Source organism: Paracoccus shandongensis (assembly GCF_017315735.1).
GTDB lineage: Bacteria > Pseudomonadota > Alphaproteobacteria > Rhodobacterales > Rhodobacteraceae > Paracoccus > Paracoccus shandongensis.
Map to the genome: position 1 here is coordinate 16,453 of NZ_JAFLRK010000022.1, position 19,342 is coordinate 35,794.

Annotated in this window: 16 protein-coding genes; 11 read left to right on the forward strand and 5 right to left on the reverse strand. The window is 67.4% G+C overall.

Translation table 11 applies throughout. The features are described 5' to 3' along the window. Positions 1–23: 23 nt before the first annotated feature. Genes JX613_RS13350 through JX613_RS13365 form a run of 4 tightly spaced genes read right to left on the reverse strand, consistent with a single transcriptional unit; the run spans position 24 to position 5,710 of the window. On the reverse strand, positions 24–1,550 hold the full coding sequence (locus tag JX613_RS13350) for a Ppx/GppA family phosphatase (protein WP_207101959.1): 1,527 nt from the start codon (positions 1,548–1,550) through the stop codon (positions 24–26). A 55-nt stretch (positions 1,551–1,605) separates the two neighbouring features. Further along, positions 1,606–3,771 (reverse strand): RNA degradosome polyphosphate kinase, encoded by a 2,166-nt coding sequence (locus tag JX613_RS13355; protein WP_207101960.1) that lies wholly within the window; start codon positions 3,769–3,771, stop codon positions 1,606–1,608. A 25-nt stretch (positions 3,772–3,796) separates the two neighbouring features. Next, positions 3,797–4,495: a P-loop NTPase family protein gene (locus JX613_RS13360; protein WP_207101961.1), complete on the reverse strand. Its 699-nt coding sequence runs from the start codon at positions 4,493–4,495 to the stop codon at positions 3,797–3,799. After that, complete coding sequence (locus JX613_RS13365; RefSeq protein WP_207101962.1) at positions 4,496–5,710, reverse strand: AI-2E family transporter; 1,215 nt, start codon at positions 5,708–5,710, stop codon at positions 4,496–4,498. A 132-nt stretch (positions 5,711–5,842) separates the two neighbouring features. Between JX613_RS13365 and proS the strand changes: the two genes are divergently transcribed. The 7 genes from proS (at position 5,843) to JX613_RS13400 (ending at position 13,073) form a co-directional block, all read left to right on the forward strand. Further along, on the forward strand, positions 5,843–7,204 hold the full coding sequence (gene proS / locus JX613_RS13370) for a proline--tRNA ligase (protein ID WP_207101963.1): 1,362 nt from the start codon (positions 5,843–5,845) through the stop codon (positions 7,202–7,204). Beyond that, entirely contained in the window at positions 7,201–7,692 is a 492-nt protein-coding gene (locus tag JX613_RS13375) for a DUF2937 family protein (RefSeq protein ID WP_207101964.1), read from the forward strand. The genes proS and JX613_RS13375 overlap by 4 nt, the downstream gene beginning before the upstream one ends. Positions 7,693–7,806: 114 nt before the next feature. Next, positions 7,807–8,991, forward strand: coding sequence for an ABC transporter substrate-binding protein (locus JX613_RS13380; protein ID WP_207101965.1), 1,185 nt, complete (start codon positions 7,807–7,809; stop codon positions 8,989–8,991). Positions 8,992–9,105: 114 nt separating this feature from the next. Then, complete coding sequence (locus tag JX613_RS13385) at positions 9,106–9,888, forward strand: ABC transporter ATP-binding protein (protein WP_207101966.1); 783 nt, start codon at positions 9,106–9,108, stop codon at positions 9,886–9,888. Further along, entirely contained in the window at positions 9,885–10,718 is an 834-nt protein-coding gene (locus JX613_RS13390; protein WP_207101967.1) for an ABC transporter ATP-binding protein, read from the forward strand. The genes JX613_RS13385 and JX613_RS13390 overlap by 4 nt, the downstream gene beginning before the upstream one ends. 3 nt (positions 10,719–10,721) lie before the next feature. Then, positions 10,722–11,729, forward strand: coding sequence for a branched-chain amino acid ABC transporter permease (locus tag JX613_RS13395; protein ID WP_207101968.1), 1,008 nt, complete (start codon positions 10,722–10,724; stop codon positions 11,727–11,729). Positions 11,730–11,741: 12 nt separating this feature from the next. After that, a complete protein-coding gene (locus JX613_RS13400) occupies positions 11,742–13,073 on the forward strand; it encodes a branched-chain amino acid ABC transporter permease (protein ID WP_207101969.1) in 1,332 nt (443 codons plus the stop codon). A gap of 98 nt (positions 13,074–13,171) precedes the next feature. Here JX613_RS13400 and JX613_RS13405 read toward each other — a convergent pair whose 3' ends face one another. Further along, positions 13,172–13,699 carry a CAP domain-containing protein gene (locus JX613_RS13405; protein ID WP_207101970.1) on the reverse strand — a complete coding sequence of 176 codons (528 nt, stop codon included), beginning with the start codon at positions 13,697–13,699 and terminating at the stop codon, positions 13,172–13,174. 100 nt (positions 13,700–13,799) lie between these two features. On the opposite strand from JX613_RS13405, the gene guaA reads away from it, so the two are divergent. From guaA to JX613_RS13425, 4 genes are all read left to right on the forward strand, one after another. Further along, positions 13,800–15,359, forward strand: a complete 1,560-nt coding sequence (guaA, locus tag JX613_RS13410; RefSeq protein ID WP_207101971.1) for a glutamine-hydrolyzing GMP synthase — start codon at positions 13,800–13,802, stop codon at positions 15,357–15,359. Positions 15,360–15,386: 27 nt separating this feature from the next. Continuing rightward, the gene (locus JX613_RS13415) at positions 15,387–16,193 is read left to right on the forward strand and encodes a GNAT family N-acetyltransferase (RefSeq protein WP_207101972.1); all 807 of its coding nucleotides are present in this window, start codon (positions 15,387–15,389) and stop codon (positions 16,191–16,193) included. Positions 16,194–16,268: 75 nt separating this feature from the next. After that, positions 16,269–18,086, forward strand: coding sequence for a M3 family oligoendopeptidase (locus JX613_RS13420; RefSeq protein ID WP_207101973.1), 1,818 nt, complete (start codon positions 16,269–16,271; stop codon positions 18,084–18,086). A gap of 73 nt (positions 18,087–18,159) precedes the next feature. Beyond that, a complete protein-coding gene (locus tag JX613_RS13425; RefSeq protein WP_207101974.1) occupies positions 18,160–19,341 on the forward strand; it encodes a dipeptidase in 1,182 nt (393 codons plus the stop codon). Position 19,342 lies beyond the last annotated feature (1 nt).

The window sequence follows — 19,342 nt, forward strand, 5'->3', positions numbered from 1 at the left end:
CCTTGCGCCGGGCGCGCCTCGGGTCAGGCGATCCTGCCTTCGACCCCCAGGGCGTTGCAAAGGGATCCGAAGCGGGCCTCGGCCACCTCGCCCATCAGCCTGCGGCCGGTGGGCGTCAGTTTCAGCACAAGCTGCTTTTTGTCGAAGGTCAGCTTGGCCGCATCGGCCGGATCGTCCAGCGCCAGCATCGCGCCGAAACGCATCGCCTTGCCCAGGATCTCGGCCTCGGCGATCTCGGCAGCCGACAGCAGCTTGAACAAGGGCGCCATGGGCGAGGCCGCGCGGCTGTTCTTGTAGCGGTGCAGCAGCGCAAGTCCCAGGAACACGCGTTCCGGGTGGCTCAGCGCCGCCATGTTGGCGCGGGTGACGTTGTCGAAGCAGGCATCGGCGCGGTAATCGGGATGGGCGCGCCAGCTTGTGTCGTGCAAAAGGCAGGCCGCGCGGATCAGGCGGTCGCGCCCGGGCGGGACATCCTGGAACAAGGGTTGCAGGAACTGATACAGCTTCTTGCCCGCGCCCGGCATCCGCGCCATTTGGCGTTCGGTAAAGCGCGCGGCCTCGATCAGCGGGTCGCGCTTGCGCAGGTTTTCGGGCATCTGCTCATACAAAAGCCCCTCGCGGATGCCATAGCTGGAAACGGCCAGTTCCGCAGGCGCAAAGGTTTCGGACAGTTGCGCCAGAACCTGGGCGGCCAGGGGCACAAGCTCGATCCGCGAGGACGACAGCCCAGCCTGAGCCTTGAGCGCGCCCAGGTCGTTGGCCCCGATCCAGGCGACGGTATCGGCCACCGCCCTGGGGGTCATGCGGTATTCGTGCAGCACCGTCATGGGATAGGACACGCGCTCCATGTCCAGCCGGGCGATGGCGCGCCACGATCCGCCGACCAGATAGATGCGTTCGTGATGGGTGCCCATGACCTGCGCCAGCCCGGCCATGACCTTCTTGATGTGCTTGCGCAATCCGTCCTTGCCGCCGCCCACCTGCTGCAACCGGAACGGCCCCAGGGGCGAGGTGACGCGCTTGCCGATCTGGCCGTCCGCGACCTCGGCCAGTTCCATCGAGTTGCCGCCGATGTCGCAGACCAGCCCCTTGGCGTCGGGCCAGCCCAGCAGCACGCCCTGGGCGGACAGGCGCGCCTCCTCCTCGCCGTCGATGACGTGCATACGGATGCCGGTTTCGCGTTCGACGCGTTCCTTGAAGGCGGGGCCGTCGGCGGCCTCGCGCACGGCGGCGGTGGCCACGCAGGTCAGGGGGCCGATGTCCATGCCCTTGGCCAGGGCCGCGAAGCGTTGCAGGGCGGCAAAGCCGCGTTCCACCCCTTCGGGGTTCAGGCGGCCGGTCTGGGCCATCCGGGCGCCAAGCCCCGCCATGACCTTTTCGTTGTAGAAATAGGCGGGTGACCGCGCCGCCCCGTCGAAGACCACCATCCGGATCGAGTTCGAGCCGACATCGACCACGCCCACGCGCGACAAGGCCCGCTTTGACAATTTCCCGAACATCTTGCCGAAAGGCTCGACCGTCTTGCCGGTCGTGGTGCGTACGCCGTTCATGGCCGCCTCTCCTGCTGCCGCATCGCGCTGTTCATGCCTTGCCCTTCCGGGGGCGTCAATCGTTCGAATGGGTCAGTGCCGGAACGTCGCCTGCCCCCGCCGTGCCCCGCCCGGACAGCGAGGGGTGGTCCATGAAGAAGCGGTGACAGTTGAACAGGTCGTCGCGCCCTTCGGGCAGATAGCGCACAAAGCGGCCATCGGGTTGCAACAGCCAGCTTTGCGCCTCGTCCGCCATGTTGGCGGCCATGATCTGGCTGACGATCTGCGCCTTGACGGTGTCGTTCATGCATTCGACCAGCGTTTCGACGCGGCGGTTCAGGTTGCGGTCCATCCAGTCGGCCGAGCTGATGAAGACCCGCGCCCGTTTCGACGGCAGGCCGTAGCCGTTGCCGAAGCAGACGATGCGCGAATGTTCCAGGTAACGCCCGACGATGGATTTCACGCGGATGTTGTCCGACAGCCCCCGGATGCCGGGCCGGATCCCGCAGATTCCGCGCACGACCAGGCTGATCCTGACCCCCGCCGCGCTGGCCGCATAAAGCGCGTCGATCACGTCCTTTTCGATCAGCGAGTTCATCTTGGCCCAGATCGCCGCAGGCCGCCCCTGGCGGGCCAGTTCCGCCTCTCGCCCGATCAGCGACAGCAGCCGGTCCTTGAGGTCGATGGGCGAGATGGAAAGATTTTCCAGTCCCGCAGGCTGGACATAGCCCGACAGGTAGTTGAACACCTTTGTCGCGTCCCGGCCAAGCGCCGGATCGCAGGTGAACAGCGACAGGTCGGTATAGATCCGCGCGGTGATCGGGTGATAGTTGCCGGTCCCGTAATGGGTATAGGTGACAAGGTTGTCGCCTTCCCGCCGCACCACCGTGCTGATCTTGGCATGCGTCTTGTAGTTCACGAAGCCATAGACGACATGCGCCCCCGCCCGTTCCAGGCGGCGCGACTGGCGGATATTGGCGGCCTCGTCGAAACGGGCCTTCAGTTCAACCAGCGCCGTGACCGACTTGCCGGATTCGGCGGCCTCGCACAGCGCGTCCACGATGGGGCTGTCGCGGCTGGTGCGGTACAGCGTCTGCTTGATCGCCAGCACGTTTGGGTCGCGCGCGGCCTGGGCCAGGAAGCGCACCACCATGTCGAAGGTTTCATAGGGGTGGTGCAGCAGCATGTCCTTTTGCCCGATGGCGGCGAACATGTCGCCGTCGTGGTCCTGCACCCGTTCGGGAACGCGGGGCGTGAAGGCGGGCCACAGCAGGTCGCGGCGGCTGTCCAGCACCAGTTCGGACAGATCGGCCACGCCCAGCAGCCCTTCCACCTCGATCACCTCGTCGGGGCCGACCTCCAGTTCCTCCATGATCAGGCGGCGCAGGCGGTCGGGGGCGCCGCGCGTGATCTTGAGCCGGATGACGCTGCCCCGGCGGCGGCGTTTCAGCGCGGTCTCGAATTCGCGGACCAGATCCTCGGCTTCCTCCTCGACCTCCAGGTCGCTGTCGCGCAGGACGCGGAAGGCGCAATGGCCGGTGTCGCGATAGCCGGGGAACAGGCTGGACAGGTGCATCAGCAGCAGGTCTTCCAGCTTGAAGAACCGCTCGCCCCCGGGCAGGGAGATGAAGCGGTTGAGCTGCGCGGGGATCGGCAGCAGCGCCTGCATCTGCCGCCCGTCGGTTTCGCGCGCCAGTTCCAGCGCCAGCGAGAAGCCGGTGTTGGGGATGAAGGGGAACGGGTGCGCCGGGTCGATGGCCAGGGGCGAGAGGACCGGGAAGACCTTGCGTTCAAAGTAATCGTGCAGGAACTCCTCCTCGGCGCGGGTCAGGCGGGACCGGGACAGGATGACGATGCCCGCTTCCTCCATCTCGCGGCGGATGCGGTTCCAGACGCCCTGCTGCGCGCCCATCAGGCGGCGGGCGTCGGCGTTGATCATCGACAGCTGTTCCGCAGGCGTCAGCCCGTCGTCCGAGGGCGTGGTGTTCCCCTCGCGCACCAGTTCGCGCAGGCCCGCGACGCGGACGGTATAGAATTCGTCCAGGTTGGTCGCGCTGATCGACACGAAGCGCAGCCGTTCCAGCAGGGGGACGCGGGGGTTGCGCGCCTCGTCCAGGACGCGCCAGTTGAAGGACAGCCAGCTGATTTCCCGGTTGAAGAACCGCGCGCCGTCCTGGGGCACCCCGCCGGGCAAGTCCTGCGGTTCGGGAAAGGGGGTCCGAAGGAAATCTGCTTGCGTCATGGTGTCTGACCTTGGGGGCTGCGATTCATGTCTCGGGTTCGGAAAGGCCGTTCAGCAACTCGGCCGCGATGCGGCGGGTGATGGGGCGCTTGTCGGCCATCGCCGCGCGGTCCATCGCGGCGACAAGCCGGCGGGCCAGGCCCAGGTCGCGCGGCATGTGCAGGACCAGCCAGTCGATCAGGTCGGCGGGGACGGCCTGCTGGCGGTCCGCGAACAGCTTGACCAGCACGGCGGCCAGCAGGGATTCGTCGGGCGGCATCAGCCGGACCTGGGGCATGGCGTCCATGCGCGACCGCAGGTCGGGCAGCACCAGGCCCCAGTCACGCGGCGGCGTGCGCGCGGTCAAAAGCAGCAGGCAGTCGCGCGGCGCGCAGAGGTTCCACAGGTGGAACAGCGCCTGTTCGGCCCCCGCCGCCCGGCCCGCGCGGTCGGCATCCTCGATCACCAGGGCGCCGCCCTCGGTGGCCAGGTGGTCGGCGGCGTCGGGGCGCAGGGCTGCGGCCTTCATGCGGCGCGCACCGTTTTCCGCAGCCCAGAAGGCCGCCAGGTGCGACTTGCCCGCCCCTTCCGGCCCGATCAGCAGCATCCGCCCCTGCGGCCAGTCCTGCGGCGCATCCAGCGCGGCCAGCGCCGCCCGGTTCGCCGCCGCCGGCAGGAAGTCGGCGCGGGAATGGGCGGGCGGCGTCGTCAGGTCCAGCGTCAACTGGCGGGAAATCGCGGCCATCTAGCCCACGTCGGGATGCTTGCGGGCGATTTCCTCGCGCATGATCTCGATCTGGCCCTGGGCGCGGTTCTGGTCGGCGCGGATGCGCGCCTCGCGGATGGAATTGGCGACGGTGCCTTCGGGGACCAGTTCCACAAGCACGGGCTGGCCCGGATCGGGGGGCAGCGCCTGCCCGGTGAACAGCGCGCTTTCCTGATACCGCTGCGTCAGGAACCGCCCGATCACGCCAAGCGCGGCGGCCAGCGGCACCGCCATGACCATGCCGACGAACCCGAACAGCGCGCCGAAGACGGACAGGGCCAGCAGCAGCCAGACCGGGTGCAGGCCCACATGATGGCCCACGATCTTGGGTTGCAGATAGTTCCCCTCGACCACCTGGCCCAGGGCGAAGATCGCCACCACCAGCCCGATCCACAAGGGATCCCCCCAGAAGCTGAACAGCGCCACCCCGATGGCCGTGGCCCCGCCGATCAGCACGCCCACATAGGGGATGAAGGACAGAAGCGCCGCCATGATGCCGATGAAGAAGCCGAAGGGCAGCCCCACGATCATCAGCCCGATGGCATACCAGGTGCCCAGGATCAGCATCACCAGCCCCTGCCCGCGCACGAAGCCCGACAGCGCCTCGTCGATTTCCCGCGACAGGCGGCGCAGGGTGGGGGCGTGTTCGCGCGGCAGCAGCGTGTCCACGCGGTCCACAAGGTGGTCCCAGTCCAGCAGAAGATAGAAGGCCACCACCGGCACGATCACCAGGATGGCGATGGCGCTGATGATGCCGCCCACCGACGACAGCAGGCGGGACGCCAGCGTGCCCATCTGCTCGCCCATGGCTGCGCCCAGGTCGGTCAGCGCGGTGCCCACGTCGCCATTGGCGGGCAAAAGCTCGGGGAAGCGGACCGACAGGAAGGCGCGCGCCTGTTCCAGCATCTCGGGCGCGGTCTCGATCAGCGACGTGGCCTGGCGCAGCATGACGGGGACCACCAGCAGCACCACCAGCGCGAAGGCCAGGACGGCGGCGACCGTGATGACCACCACCGACATCACGCGCGACAGGCCCGCGCGTTCCAGCCGGTCGGCCACCGGGTCCAGCAGATAGGCCACGCCCGCGCCCAGGATGAAGGGCAGGATGGCGTTGCCCAGAAGCCACATCGCCAGCAGCAGCGCCACCGCGGCCACCCCCCACCACATCAGCTGCTTGTGTATCGGTATGCGCATGGCCGGTTCCTGACGGGGATTGTTGGGGTGGAATGTGACCGCGACGCGCGGCAGTTGCAAGCGGGCGGTTCTTGGCAAAACAGGGCCGATCCGCTAACGGTTCGCGCGTTATACGCTCAAAGGATCCCGCCCATGCGTCTCACGCGCTATTTCCTGCCGGTGCTGAAGGAAGACCCGAAAGAGGCGCAGATCGTCAGCCACCGGCTGATGCTGCGCGCCGGAATGATCAAGCAGCAGGCCGCGGGCATCTATTCCTGGCTGCCCCTGGGCTTCAAGGTGCTGAACCGCATCCAGCAGATCGTGCATGAAGAACAGCAGCGCGCGGGCCATATCCCCCTTCTGATGCCGACGCTGCAACCGGCCGACCTGTGGCGAGAGTCGGGGCGTTACGATGATTATGGCGAGGAGATGCTGCGCCTGCAGGACCGCCACAAGCGCGATCTTCTGTATGGTCCGACGAACGAGGAGATGATCACCGACATCTTCCGCAGCCATGTGAACAGCTACAAGGATCTGCCCCTGACGCTGTATCACATCCAATGGAAGTTCCGCGACGAGATCCGCCCGCGTTTCGGCGTGATGCGGGGGCGCGAGTTCCTGATGAAGGACGGCTACAACTTCGATCTGACGAAGGACGCCGCGCTGCACGCCTATAACCGGCACCTGGTCAGCTATCTGCGGACCTATGAGCGCATGGGGTTGCAGGCGATCCCAATGCGCGCGGATGGCGGGCCGATCGGCGGCGACTATACCCACGAATTCCTGGTGCTGGCGGAAACCGGGGAGTCGGAAGTCTTCTATGACAGCCAGATCACCGACCTGACCTTCGGCGACCGGGTCATCGACTATGACAGCGTGGAACAGTGCCAGGCCGTGCTGGAGGAGTTCACCAGCCGCTATGCCCGCACGGACGAAACCCATGACGAGGCGATCTTCGCGCAAGTGCCGGAAGAACGCCGCCGCACCGCGCGCGGGATCGAGGTGGGCCAGATCTTCTATTTCGGCACCAAGTATTCCGAGGCCATGGGCGCCACGGTCGTCGGCCCCGACGGCAGCCGCGTGCCCGTGGAAATGGGCAGCCACGGCATCGGCGTCAGCCGCCTGCTGGGCGCCATCATCGAGGCCAACCACGACGACAAGGGCATCATCTGGCCCGAAGGCGTGACGCCCTTCCACGTGGGCATCGTCAACCTGAAGCAGGGCGACAATTCCACCGACAGCGCCTGCGACGCGATCTATGCCGAATTGCAGGCACGCGGCCTCGATCCGCTGTATGACGACCGCGACGAACGGGCGGGCGCGAAATTCGCCACCATGGACCTGATCGGCCTGCCCTGGCGCATCACGGTCGGCCCGCGCGGGCTGGCCGCCAACAAGGTGGAACTGACCAACCGCCGCTCTGGTGCGACCGAGGAGATGTCGCCCAAGGACGCCATCGCGCGCCTGGAGCAGGTCTATGCGCCCGTGCTGGGCCTGACGGTGCAGGACAAGTGACCCGGTTCCTGCGGCTGGCGGTGGCGGTCTGTTTCGCCGCCGCCCTGTCGCAGTTCCCGGCCTTTTCCGACCAATATGTCCAGCGGCTTGGCGGCCAGGTCGATGCCCTGTCCCGCGTCGCCGCCGAATTCGACGACAGCGCCCGGGGGACGGGCCTGACGCGGGAACAGGCCCTGGCCGATCTCTCGGGCAGCGCCTTCCGCGACGCGCATCAATCCAACATGCGCGCGGTCTTCGCCCGCCTGGACCAGGCGCGCGCCGATTTGCAGATGCTGCGCCTTGCCGGGCCGCTGGAGCGGATGGCCCTGCCGCACCGCCTGCGCGATCCTGAAACGCTGGCGGCCACCTGGGGCGATTTCCGGCCCGCCGTTCCCGTGACGGCGGCGGGCCTCTGGGCGGCGGGGATCGGGCTGGCCTTGGGTTGGCTGTCGACCGGCCTGCCCGGCCTGGTCTTCCGGCGCAGGCAGGACCGCCCCGGCTGGCGCTGACCCAGCGTCACCCGCCCGAAAAGGCAAGGATTCTTGGCAATATCCTGCTTTTCTTTTGCAAAAGGCGCTTCTAACCTGCGGCGCAGGACATTGTTCCAACTGGGAGACAATCACATGAAAAAACTTCTTCTGGCCACCGCCATGGGCGCGTTGATGGCCGGTGCCGCATCGGCCGAGGACATCAAGCTGGGCATGTCGCTGGGCTTCACCGGCCCGCTGGAATCCCTTGCCCCCGGAATGCGGTCGGGCGCCGAGCTGGCCATAAAGGAGGTCAGCGATTCCAAGCTGCTGCTGGACGGATCGACCGTGGTGCCGGTGCAGGGCGATTCCACCTGCATCGACGCCGCCGCAGCCACCGCCACCGTTGAACGCCTGATCACCGCCGAAGGGGTCAAGGGCATCGTCGGCGGCATGTGCTCGGGCGAGGCGATCGCATCGCTGCAGAACGTGGCCGTGCCGAACGGCGTTGTGATGATCTCGCCTTCCGCGACCTCTCCGGCGCTGTCCACCATCGAGGATAACGGCCTGTTCTTCCGCACCTCGCCGTCCGACGCCCGCCAGGGCGAGGTCATGGCCGAGATCATGATGGAAAAGGGCATCAAGAACGCCGCCGTCACCTATACCAACAACGATTACGGCAAGGGGCTGGCGGACGCCTTTGCGGCGGCCTTCACCGCCAAGGGCGGCACCGTGACCGTGAATTCCGGCCATGACGACGGCAAGGCCGACTACTCGGCCGAGGTTGCGGCCCTTGCGGCGGCGGGCGGCGACGCCCTGGTGGTCGCGGGCTATGTGGACCAGGGCGGTTCGGGCGTGGTGCGCGCGGCGCTGGACACGGGCGCCTTCGACACCTTCGTCTTCCCCGACGGCATGGTGGGCCAAGCCCTGATCGACAACTTCGGGTCGGAAATCGACGGCAGCTTCGGCCAGAACCCCGCCGCCGAGGGCCAGGGCCGCGAGAAGTTCCTGGAAATGGCCAAGGCCGCGGGCTTTGACGGCTCCAGCGCCTATTCCGCCGAATCCTATGACGCGGCGGCGCTGATGCTGCTGTCCATGGCCGCCGCCAAGTCCAGCGACCCCAAGGTCTGGAAGGACAAGGTCATGGATGTCGCCAACGAACCGGGCGAAAAGATCCTGCCGGGCGAACTGGCCAAGGGGCTGGAAATCCTGAACGGCGGCGGCGACATCGACTATGTCGGCGCCTCGTCGATCGAGATGGTGGGCAACGGCGAAACCGCCGGCGTTTATCGCGAGGTGGCCTTCGAGAACGGCGAAATGACCGTGGTCGGCTATCGCTAAGCGGAAACCCGTGCTATGGCCCGGCAGCCCATCGGTTGCCGGGCCATTTTTCATGACAAAAGCCGCAGAATGCGGTCACACTTCACCAATGGCGTGAAGACGGGGTAGAAGAAAATGATAAGGGTCGAAGACCTTCACCGGCATTTCGGGGGCTTCCGCGCCGTCGACGGCGCCAGCCTGACCATCGAGACCGGGTCCATCACCGGCCTGATCGGACCCAACGGCGCGGGCAAGTCCACGCTGTTCAACGTGATCGCGGGCGTGCTGCCGCCGACATCGGGCCGCGTCTTCATGGATGGCGAGGACATCACCAGCCTGCCGCCGCACGCGCTGTTCCACAAGGGCCTGCTGCGGACGTTCCAGCTGGCGCACGAGTTTTCCTCCATGACCGTGCGGGAAAACCTGATGATGGTGCCCGGCGCGCAATCGGGCGAGACGATCTGGAAGACCTGGCTGCAACGCGGCCGGATCGAGCGCGAGGAGGCCGAGTTGCGCCGCCGCGCCGACGAGGTTCTGGATTTCCTGACCATCCGCCACCTGACCCATGAAAAGGCCGGCAACCTGTCGGGCGGCCAGAAGAAGCTTCTGGAACTGGGCCGCACGATGATGGTGGACGCCAAGGTGGTCTTTTTGGACGAGGTCGGCGCGGGCGTGAACCGCACGCTGCTGATGACCATCGCCGACGCGATCATCCGGCTGAACCGCGAACGCGGCTATACCTTCTGCGTGATCGAACACGACATGGATTTCATCGGCAAGCTGTGCGACCCCGTGATCGTCATGGCCGAGGGCAAGGTTCTGGCCCAGGGCAGCGCCCGCGACATCATGCAGAACGAGGCCGTGATCGAGGCCTATCTGGGCACGGGCCTCAAGAACAAGGACATGGTGGGAGCATGAGCGATCAGGACGCAGTCTTCGGCAACCGGGGCAACCGCGACCTGTCGGTCGTGAACCCCAAGGGACGCGGCAGCATCGACGGCACGCGCCGATCCGGCCCCGTGGGCCCGGGCCTTGCGGGCGATCCCTTCCTGATCGGCGAAAACATGACCGGCGGCTATGGCAAGGGCGCCGACATCCTGCACGACTGCACCATTTCCGTGGAACAGGGCCAGATCGCCGTGATCGTCGGCCCCAACGGCGCGGGCAAGTCTACCGCCATGAAGGCGATCTTCGGGATGCTGAACCTGCGGGCGGGCAGCGTGCGGCTGGACGGGCGCGACATCACCGCGCTGAACCCCCAGGACCGCGTCAAGGCGGGCATGGGCTTCGTGCCGCAGGTCAACAACATCTTCCCCTCCATGACGGTCGAGGAGAACCTGGAGATGGGCGCCTTCATCCGCAAGGACGACATCCGCCGCACGATGGAGCAGGTCTATGACCTGTTCCCCGCCGTCGCCGCCAAGCGCCGGCAGGCCGCCGGGGAACTGTCGGGCGGGCAGCGCCAGCAGGTCGCCGTAGGCCGCGCGCTGATGACGCAACCCTCGGTCCTGATGCTGGACGAACCCACCGCAGGCGTCAGCCCCATCGTCATGGACGAATTGTTCGACCGCATCATCGCTATCGCGCGGGGCGGGTTGCCGGTGCTGATGGTGGAACAGAACGCCAAGCAGGCGATGATGATCGCCGACAAGGCCTATGTGCTGGTGCAGGGCGCCAACGCCCATACCGGCACCGGCCGCGAGTTGATGCAGAACGACGAGGTGCGCCGCACCTTCCTGGGGGGCTGAGCCTTGGATATCCTCAACGCCCTTGTGGCCTTTCTGAACTTCGTGTTCATCCCCGCCGCCGCCTATGGCGCGCAGCTTGCGCTTGGCGCGCTTGGGGTGACGCTGATCTATGCCATCCTGCGGTTTTCCAACTTCGCCCATGGCGACACCATGGCCTTCGGCACCGCCATCACCATCCTGGTGACCTGGGGCCTGCAATCGCTGGGCGTCTCGCTGGGGCCGCTGCCCACCGCGCTTCTGGCGCTGCCCGTGGGCATCGCGGCCACCGCGCTTCTGGTGCTGGCCACGGACCGGGCGGTCTATCGCTTCTACCGGGCGCAGAAGGCCGCGCCGATCATCTTTGTCATGGCCTCGGTCGGCGTGATGTTCGTGATGAACGGGCTGACGCGCCTGCTGATCGGCGTGGATGAGCAACGCTTCGACGACGGCGCGCGCTTCATCATCGCCGTGCGCGACTTCCGCGAATGGTCGGGCCTGGCCGAGGGGCTGGCCCTGCGGTCCACGCAGGCGCTGACGCTGGTCGTGACGGTGATCGTCTGCGCCGCGCTGTTCTGGTTCCTGAACCGCACCAAGTCCGGCAAGGCCATGCGCGCCTATTCCGACAACGAGGATCTGGCGCTGCTGTCGGGCATCGACCCCGAACGCGTCGTCCGCCTGACCTGGATCATCGCCGCCGCCCTGATGACGGTCGCGGGGGTGCTGTATGGCCTGGACAAGTCCTTCCGCCCCTTCAACTATTTCCAGATCCTGCTGCCGATCTTCGCCGCCGCCATCGTGGGGGGCCTCGGCAATCCCATCGGCGCCATCGCGGGCGGCTTCCTGGTCGCCTTTTCCGAGGTCGCCGTGACCTACCCCTGGGTCAAGGTCGCGGGCTATCTGTTCCCCGACTGGCAGCCGGGGGGGCTGCTGCAACTGCTGGGAACCGAATACAAGTTCGCCGTCAGCTTCGTCATCCTGATCGTGGTCCTGCTGTTCCGCCCCACGGGGCTGTTCCGCGGCAAGTCGGTGTAAGGGGGGTCCGCCATGTCATCCAACCGTCAAGCCGCCGCTGCCAACCCCTGGCGCGCGCCCGTCCTGTTCGCCGTCCTCGCCATCCTGTTCGTGCTGGAAGGCACGGTCAGGAACGGCATGTTCTCGGGGTCGTGGAACACGTCCCTGGCGATCCTGAACATGGGGCTGATCTCGGCCATCACCGCGCTTGGGGTGAACATGCAATGGGGCTATGCGGGGCTGTTCAACACCGGCGTCGTGGGCTTTCTGGCCATCGGCGGGCTGGCCCCCGTGCTGGTCTCGCTGCCCCCGGTCGAGGGTGCCTGGGCCGCAGGCGGCCCGCGCCTGATCGGGGCGCTGCTGGCGGGCCTCGGCACGCTGGCGCTGGCCAAGATCGTCTATACCCGCACCGGCCGCATCGGGGCGATGGCCTTGGTGCTGCTGGCGGGTTTTGTCGCCTATCGCTGGCTGTTCGACCCCGCCGTCCTGGCGATCGAGGCGAACGATTCCGCCCGGACCGGCAATATCGGCGGCTTGGGCCTGCCGATCCTGCTGTCCTGGCTGGTGGGGGGCGCCTTCGCCGCCGCCGCCGCCTGGGGCGTGGGCAAGGTCGCGCTTGGCCTGCGGTCGGATTACCTCGCCATCGCCACCCTGGGCATCGGCGAGATCATCGTGGCCGTTCTGCGCAACGAGGACTGGCTGGCCCGCGGCGTCAAGAACATCGCGGCCATTCCTCGGCCGGTTCCTTATGAAACCGACCTGCAGCAGAACCCGGCCTTCGTCGATTTCGCCGCCCGCTGGGGCTTCGGCACCGCCGAGGCATCCGGCATCTGGGTCAAGCTCTGCTACATGTCGCTGTTCCTGGCGGTCCTGCTGGGGATCATCCTTCTGGCCGAACTGGCGCTGAAATCGCCCTGGGGCCGGATGATGCGCGCCATCCGCGACAATGAAACAGCGGCCGAGGCGATGGGCAAGGACGTGACCGCGCGGCACCTGCAGGTCTTTGTCCTCGGCTCGGCCGTGATCGGCATCGCGGGGGCGATGATGATCACGCTGGACGGGCTGATGGCGCCGACCTCGTTCAACCCGCTGCGCTATACCTTCCTGATCTGGGTCATGGTGATCGTCGGCGGGTCGGGCAACAACTGGGGCTCGGTCCTGGGCGCGGTGCTGATCTGGTTCCTCTGGATCAAGGCCGAGGTCTGGGGTCCGAACCTGATCGGCGTCCTGGTCGGCCCCCTGCCCGATGGCGACATCAAGGCCCATCTTCTGGGCAGCGCGCCGCACATGCGCTTCATCGCCATGGGCCTGGTGCTGCTGCTGGTCCTGCGCTTCGCCCCGCGCGGCCTGGTGCCCGAGAAATAGGCCACCCGGCCTTTCACTTTGGTCCAAATATCCACGGGGGGAAATCGCCGGAACGGCGATGGGGGGCAGTCAGCCCCCCTTTTTCCTTGCGCAGGGGATCAACCGCAGCTGTCGCCCAGGACCACGCTGTAATAGACCGCACCGTCCGCACCGACGGCATGGCCGCTGCCCAACTGACGGCTGGTCTGGCCCAGAAGCTCGGTCCGCTGCGCCTCGCGCGCCAGCCAGTTCGCCACCGCATCCGCCGGGCCGCCGCCGCGGCCCACAAGCTGCACCACGCCGCAGGTCGGATAGCCCACCGCCCGCGCCCGGTCCACGACGCTGGAGCCGTTCGACCCCTCGACATCCACCCGGCCAAGCGCGGCCATGTCGCAGGCATGGCTTTGCGCGATCCGGGTCAGCAGCGGCGCGCTGTCCAGCAGGGTCTTGCCCTCGGCCTGCCGCGCGGCGTTGATGGCGGCGTCAAGCTGCGCGGCTATGGCCGTGTCGCCCTGGCAGCTGGCGGCCAAGGCTTCCTCGGCCGGGGGTTCGGGCTGGCCCCAGGGCATCCGCAGGTCCACGCCCTGCCCGCAGGCGGACAGCATCGAAAGAACAAGGGCTGCGGCAAGGGGGCGGGTTGCGGGCATGGGAACCTCTTGGATTGCAGGACGGAACGCGGGCCTTAAGGCGGCAGTTCCGGGCCCCAAATCCCTTGCGCGGCGGCATGGGCGCGCTTAAAGCGCATCCATGACACAGCACCAGCGCCTTCTGATCATCGACTTCGGCAGCCAGGTGACGCAGCTGATCGCGCGCCGCCTGCGGGAACTGAACGTCTTTTGCGAAATCCACCCCTATAACCTCTTGACCGACGACATCCTGCGCGGGCTGAACCCCCAGGCGGTGATCCTGTCGGGCGGGCCGGACAGCGTGACGCGCCCGGGCAGCCCCCGCGCGCCCCAGGCGGTGTTCGACCTGGGCGTGCCGGTCTTCGGCATCTGCTATGGCCAGCAGGTGATGATGGAACAGCTGGGCGGCGCGGTCGAGGCCGGGCACCACGCCGAATACGGCCGCGCCTTCATCGCCCCCGCGCCGGGCCACAAGGGCGACGGCATCTTCGCGGGCCTGTTCGATGCGGGCCGCGAGGAGGTGTGGATGAGCCACGGCGACCGCGTGACCGCGCTGGCGCCCGGCTTCGAGGTGATCGGCACATCCCCCAACGCGCCCTTCGCCATGATCGCGGATGAATCGCGCCGCTTTTATGCCGTGCAGTTCCACCCCGAGGTGCATCACACCCCGCGCGGCCGCACCATGCTGGAAAACTTCGTCCGTCTGGCGGGCTTCACCGGCGACTGGACCATGGCCGGATACCGCGACGAGGCGATCCGCAAGATCCGCGAACAGGTCGGCGACAAGAAGGTCATCTGCGGGTTGTCGGGCGGCGTGGACTCCTCCGTCGCCGCCGTCCTGATCCACGAGGCGATCGGCGACCAGTTGACCTGCGTCTTCGTGGACCACGGCCTTCTGCGGCTGAACGAGGCCGAGGAAGTCGTGACCATGTTCCGCGACAACTACAACATCCCGCTGATCCACGCCGACGAATCCGAGCTGTTCCTGGGCGCGCTGGAAGGGGTCAGCGACCCCGAGGTCAAGCGCAAGACCATCGGTCGGCTGTTCATCGACGTTTTCCAGCGTTACGCCTCGGCCATCGAGGGGGCCGAGTTCCTGGCGCAGGGCACGCTTTACCCCGACGTGATCGAAAGCGTCAGCTTCAGCGGCGGGCCGTCCGTCACGATCAAGTCCCACCACAATGTCGGCGGGTTGCCCGAGAAGATGGGCCTGAAGCTGGTCGAACCCCTGCGCGAGCTGTTCAAGGACGAGGTCCGCGCCCTTGGCCGAGAGCTTGGCCTGCCCGACAAGTTCATCGGCCGCCACCCCTTCCCCGGCCCCGGCCTCGCCATCCGCTGCCCCGGAGAGATCACGCGCGAAAAGCTGGAGATCCTGCGCCGCGCCGATGCGGTCTTCATCGACCAGATCCGCAAACACGGCCTTTACGACGACATCTGGCAGGCCTTTGTCGCCATCCTGCCCGTGCGCACCGTGGGCGTGATGGGCGACGGGCGGACCTATGACTTCGCCTGCGCGCTGCGGGCCGTGACCTCGGTCGATGGGATGACGGCGGATTACTATCCCTTCACCCACGACTTCCTGGGCGAGACGGCGACGCGGATCATCAACGAGGTCAAGGGCATCAACCGCTGCACCTATGACATCACCTCGAAGCCGCCGGGCACGATCGAGTGGGAATGATCCGCTGACGCCCCTGGAAGGACCACCATGACCTGCGCCTGCGGCCATCACCACCCGCCCCGCCATCCCCATGCCGCCACCGGCACGCCTGTCGCGCTGAAACAGCCGATGGTCGCGCTGATCGGGCGGCTGGTCTGCCAGGACGCGGGCCAGATGATGACCGCGCTGTCGCTGCTGCCCGACCACATCGCGCTTAGCCGCGAGGAACCGGGCTGCCTGCGGTTCGACCTGTGGCAGGACGAGGATCCGCTGGTCTGGCACCTGTCCGAACTGTTCGTGGATGCCGACGCCTTCGCGGCCCATGGCGCGCGGACCAAGGCCAGCGCGTGGGGCCGCGAAAGCGCCGGGATCGGGCGCGACTTCCACCGCCACGACGTGACCCCCATCATCCGCCGCGAAACCCGCCGCGACCTGGACGCCATCGACACCGTCCTGCGCGACGCCTTTGGCGGCGACGACGAGGCGCGGCTGGTCCGCAAGCTGCGCGAGCAGGGCGACCTGGCGCTGTCGCTGGTCGTGGATGCGGCGGGCACCGTTCTGGGCCATGTCGCCCTGTCGCCGCTGGAGGCCGAAGGCCCGGCCTATGCCCTGGCGCCCGTGGCGATCGCCCCCAAGGCGCAGCGGCTTGGCCTGGGCGGGGCGCTGATCCACGAGGCCGTCGCCTGGGCCGATACCGCCGCGGTGGTGGTGCTGGGCAATCCCGGCTATTACGGCCCCCTGGGGTTCAAGCCCGCGCCGTTGGTCTCGCCCTATGCCGGGCCTGGCTTGCAGATGATCGGCGACCTGCCCAAGGGCAGCCCCATCCGCCACGCCCCGGCCTTCGATTCGCTGTAAGGCGGAAAGCGCGGCTCTGGCCTTGCGCACCGGCCCCGGCTGGTTACATCTGGGCCAAGCACGAAAGGATCCCCCATGGCAGGACAACCGACCTTCGACGCCGCTGACGCCGCATCGGGCAGCGACCTTGGCACCCTTCCCGCATGGGATCTGACGGATCTGTATCCCGCGCCGGATTCGGCCGAACTGACCGCCGACATCGCCCTGCTGGAAACCGAGGCGCGCGATTTCGCCGCCCGATACCAGGGCAGGCTGGCCGACCTGACCCCGGCGGAAATGCTGGCCTGCATCGAGGCCTATCAGAAGATCGACATCACCGCAGGCCGCATCATGTCCTATGCGGGGCTGCGCTATTACCAGAACACGGTGGATGCCGCGCGCGCCAAGATGATGGGCGACCTGCAGGGGCGGATCACCGACATCACCACGCCGCTGGTCTTCTTCAGCCTGGAATTCAACCGCATTCCCGATGAAACCTACCAGTCAGTCTTCACGGCCGCCGACGGCCCGGCGCGGTATAAGCCCGTCTTCGACCGGATGCGCGCCATGCGCCCGCACCAGCTGTCGGACGAGCTGGAACAGTTCCTGCACGACAATTCCGTCGTGGGCGCCGCCGCCTGGAACCGCCTGTTCGACGAGACCACCGCCGCGCTGGAGTTCCAGGTGGACGGCGAGACGATGGGCCTGGAAGCCACGCTGAACCTGCTGACCGACCACGACCGTGCGCGGCGCGAGGCCGCCGCCCGCGCCCTGGCTGCCGTGTTCGGCAAGAACGTCAAGCTGTTCGCCCGCATCCACAACACCCTGGCCAAGGAAAAGGCCATCGAGGACAAGTGGCGCAAGATGCCCACACCCCAAACGGGCCGCCACCTGTCGAACCATGTCGAGCCCGAGGTGGTCGAGGCCCTGCGCAACGCCGTCACCGCCGCCTATCCGCGCCTGTCGCACCGTTATTACGCGCTGAAGGCGAAATGGCTGGGGCTGGACAAGCTGCAGGTCTGGGACCGCAACGCGCCCCTGCCCACCGCCCCCGCCCGCACCATCGGCTGGGACGAAGCGCGGGCCACGGTGCTGGATGCCTATGCGGGCTTTTCGCCGCGTCTGGCGGACCTGGCGCAGCCCTTCTTCGACAAGGGCTGGATCGACGCCGCCGTGACGGCCGGCAAGGCCCCCGGCGCCTTCGCCCATCCGACCGTCACGACCGTGCATCCCTATGTGCTGCTGAACTATCTGGGCAAGCCGCGCGACGTGATGACCCTGGCGCATGAACTGGGCCACGGCGTTCACCAGCGGCTGGCGGCGGGCCAGGGCGAGTTGCTGTCCTCGACCCCGCTGACGCTGGCCGAAACGGCCTCGGTCTTCGGCGAGATGCTGACCTTCCGCGCGCTTCTGGCGAAAACCACTGACCAGACCGAGAAGAAGGCCCTGCTGGCCGGCAAGGTCGAGGACATGATCAACACGGTCGTCCGCCAGATCGCCTTCTACGACTTTGAATGCAAGCTGCACGCGGCGCGGGCGGAAGGGGAACTGACCCCCGACGACATCAACGCCTTGTGGATGTCGGTCCAGCACGAAAGCCTGGGCCCGGTCTTCGAGTTCATGCCGGGATACGAGACCTTCTGGACCTATGTGCCCCATTTCGTGCATTCGCCCTTCTACGTCTATGCCTATGCCTTTGGCGACGGGCTGGTGAACGCGCTTTATGCCGCCTATGAAGGCGGGCTGCCGGGCTTCCAGGACAAGTATTTCGACCTGCTGGCGGCGGGCGGATCGAAGCATCACAAGGAGTTGCTGGCCCCCTTCGGCCTGGACGCGTCCGACCCCAGGTTCTGGGACAAGGGCCTGTCGATGATCGAAGGCTTCATCGACGAGCTTGAGGCCCTGGAGGCATAGGGGGCTGCCGCCCCCATCCGCTGCGCGGATTCCCCCGCGGATATTTTCGTGAAGAAGAAGGACAGGCGCGCCGATGCTGAAAAGGATCCTTGCGGGTGTTGCCGTGCTGCTGGTGATCGCGGCGGCCCTGTTCTTCATCTTCGCGCCGGGCTATGTCGAACGCGCGCTGAACCCGCTGCGGATGCCGCCTGAAGGCTGGCCGGTGTCGCCTCAGGCGCAGGCCCTGCATGACCGGCTGGTGATCGGCGACTGGCATTCCGATGCGCTGTTGTGGGACCGCGACATTCTGGACCGGGCGGACCGGGGCCATACCGACGTGCCGCGTCTGCTGGAAGGCAACGTGGCGGTGCAGGTCTTCACCACGGTGACGAAAAGCCCGCGCGGCCAGAACTATGACCAGAACAGCGCAGGGGCGCCCGACAACATCACGCCGCTGTTCATGGGCCAGTTGCGCCCGGTGCGGTCGTGGTTTTCCTTGCGCGAACGGGCCCTGGTGCAGGCCGAGGCCCTGAACCGCGCCGCCACGGATGCCCCCGACCGGCTGCGCCTGATCCGCACGCGCGCCGACCTGCAAGCGGTTCTGGACGCGCGGGCGGGCGGGCAGCGCGTGCTGGGCGCGATCCTGGGGTCCGAGGGCGCGCATCCGCTGGAAGGCGACATCGCCAACCTGGACGTGCTTTACGACGCGGGCTTCCGGCTGCTGGGCCTGACGCATTTCTTCGACAACGAACTAGGCGGCAGCCTGCATGGCGAGGGCGGCACCGGCGCGGGCCTGACCGATTTCGGGCGGCAGGTGGTGGACGGCATGATCCAGCGCGGCATGGTGATCGACCTGGCCCATGCCTCGCCCCTGATGGTGCAGGACGTGCTGGCGATCCCGGATGCGCGGCCGATCCTGTCCCATACCGGCATCCACGGCCATTGCGGCAGCGCGCGGAACCTGGACGACGACCTGGTCCGCCGGATCGCGGCCAGGGGCGGCGTGATCGGCATCGGCTTCTGGTCCGACGTGGTCTGCGGCGGCACGCCCGCCCATATCGCGGAAGGCATCCTCGCCGCCATTCGTCTGGTGGGCGAGGATCACGTCTCGCTGGGGTCGGATTATGACGGCTCGGTCGGTGTGCCCTTCGACGCGGCGCACCTGGCGGCGCTGACGCAGGCGCTGCTGGACGAGGGCCTGACCGAGGGCCAGATCGCCAAGGTCATGGGCGGCAACATGATCCGCCATCTGTCCGAAACCCTGCCCGAAGGATAGG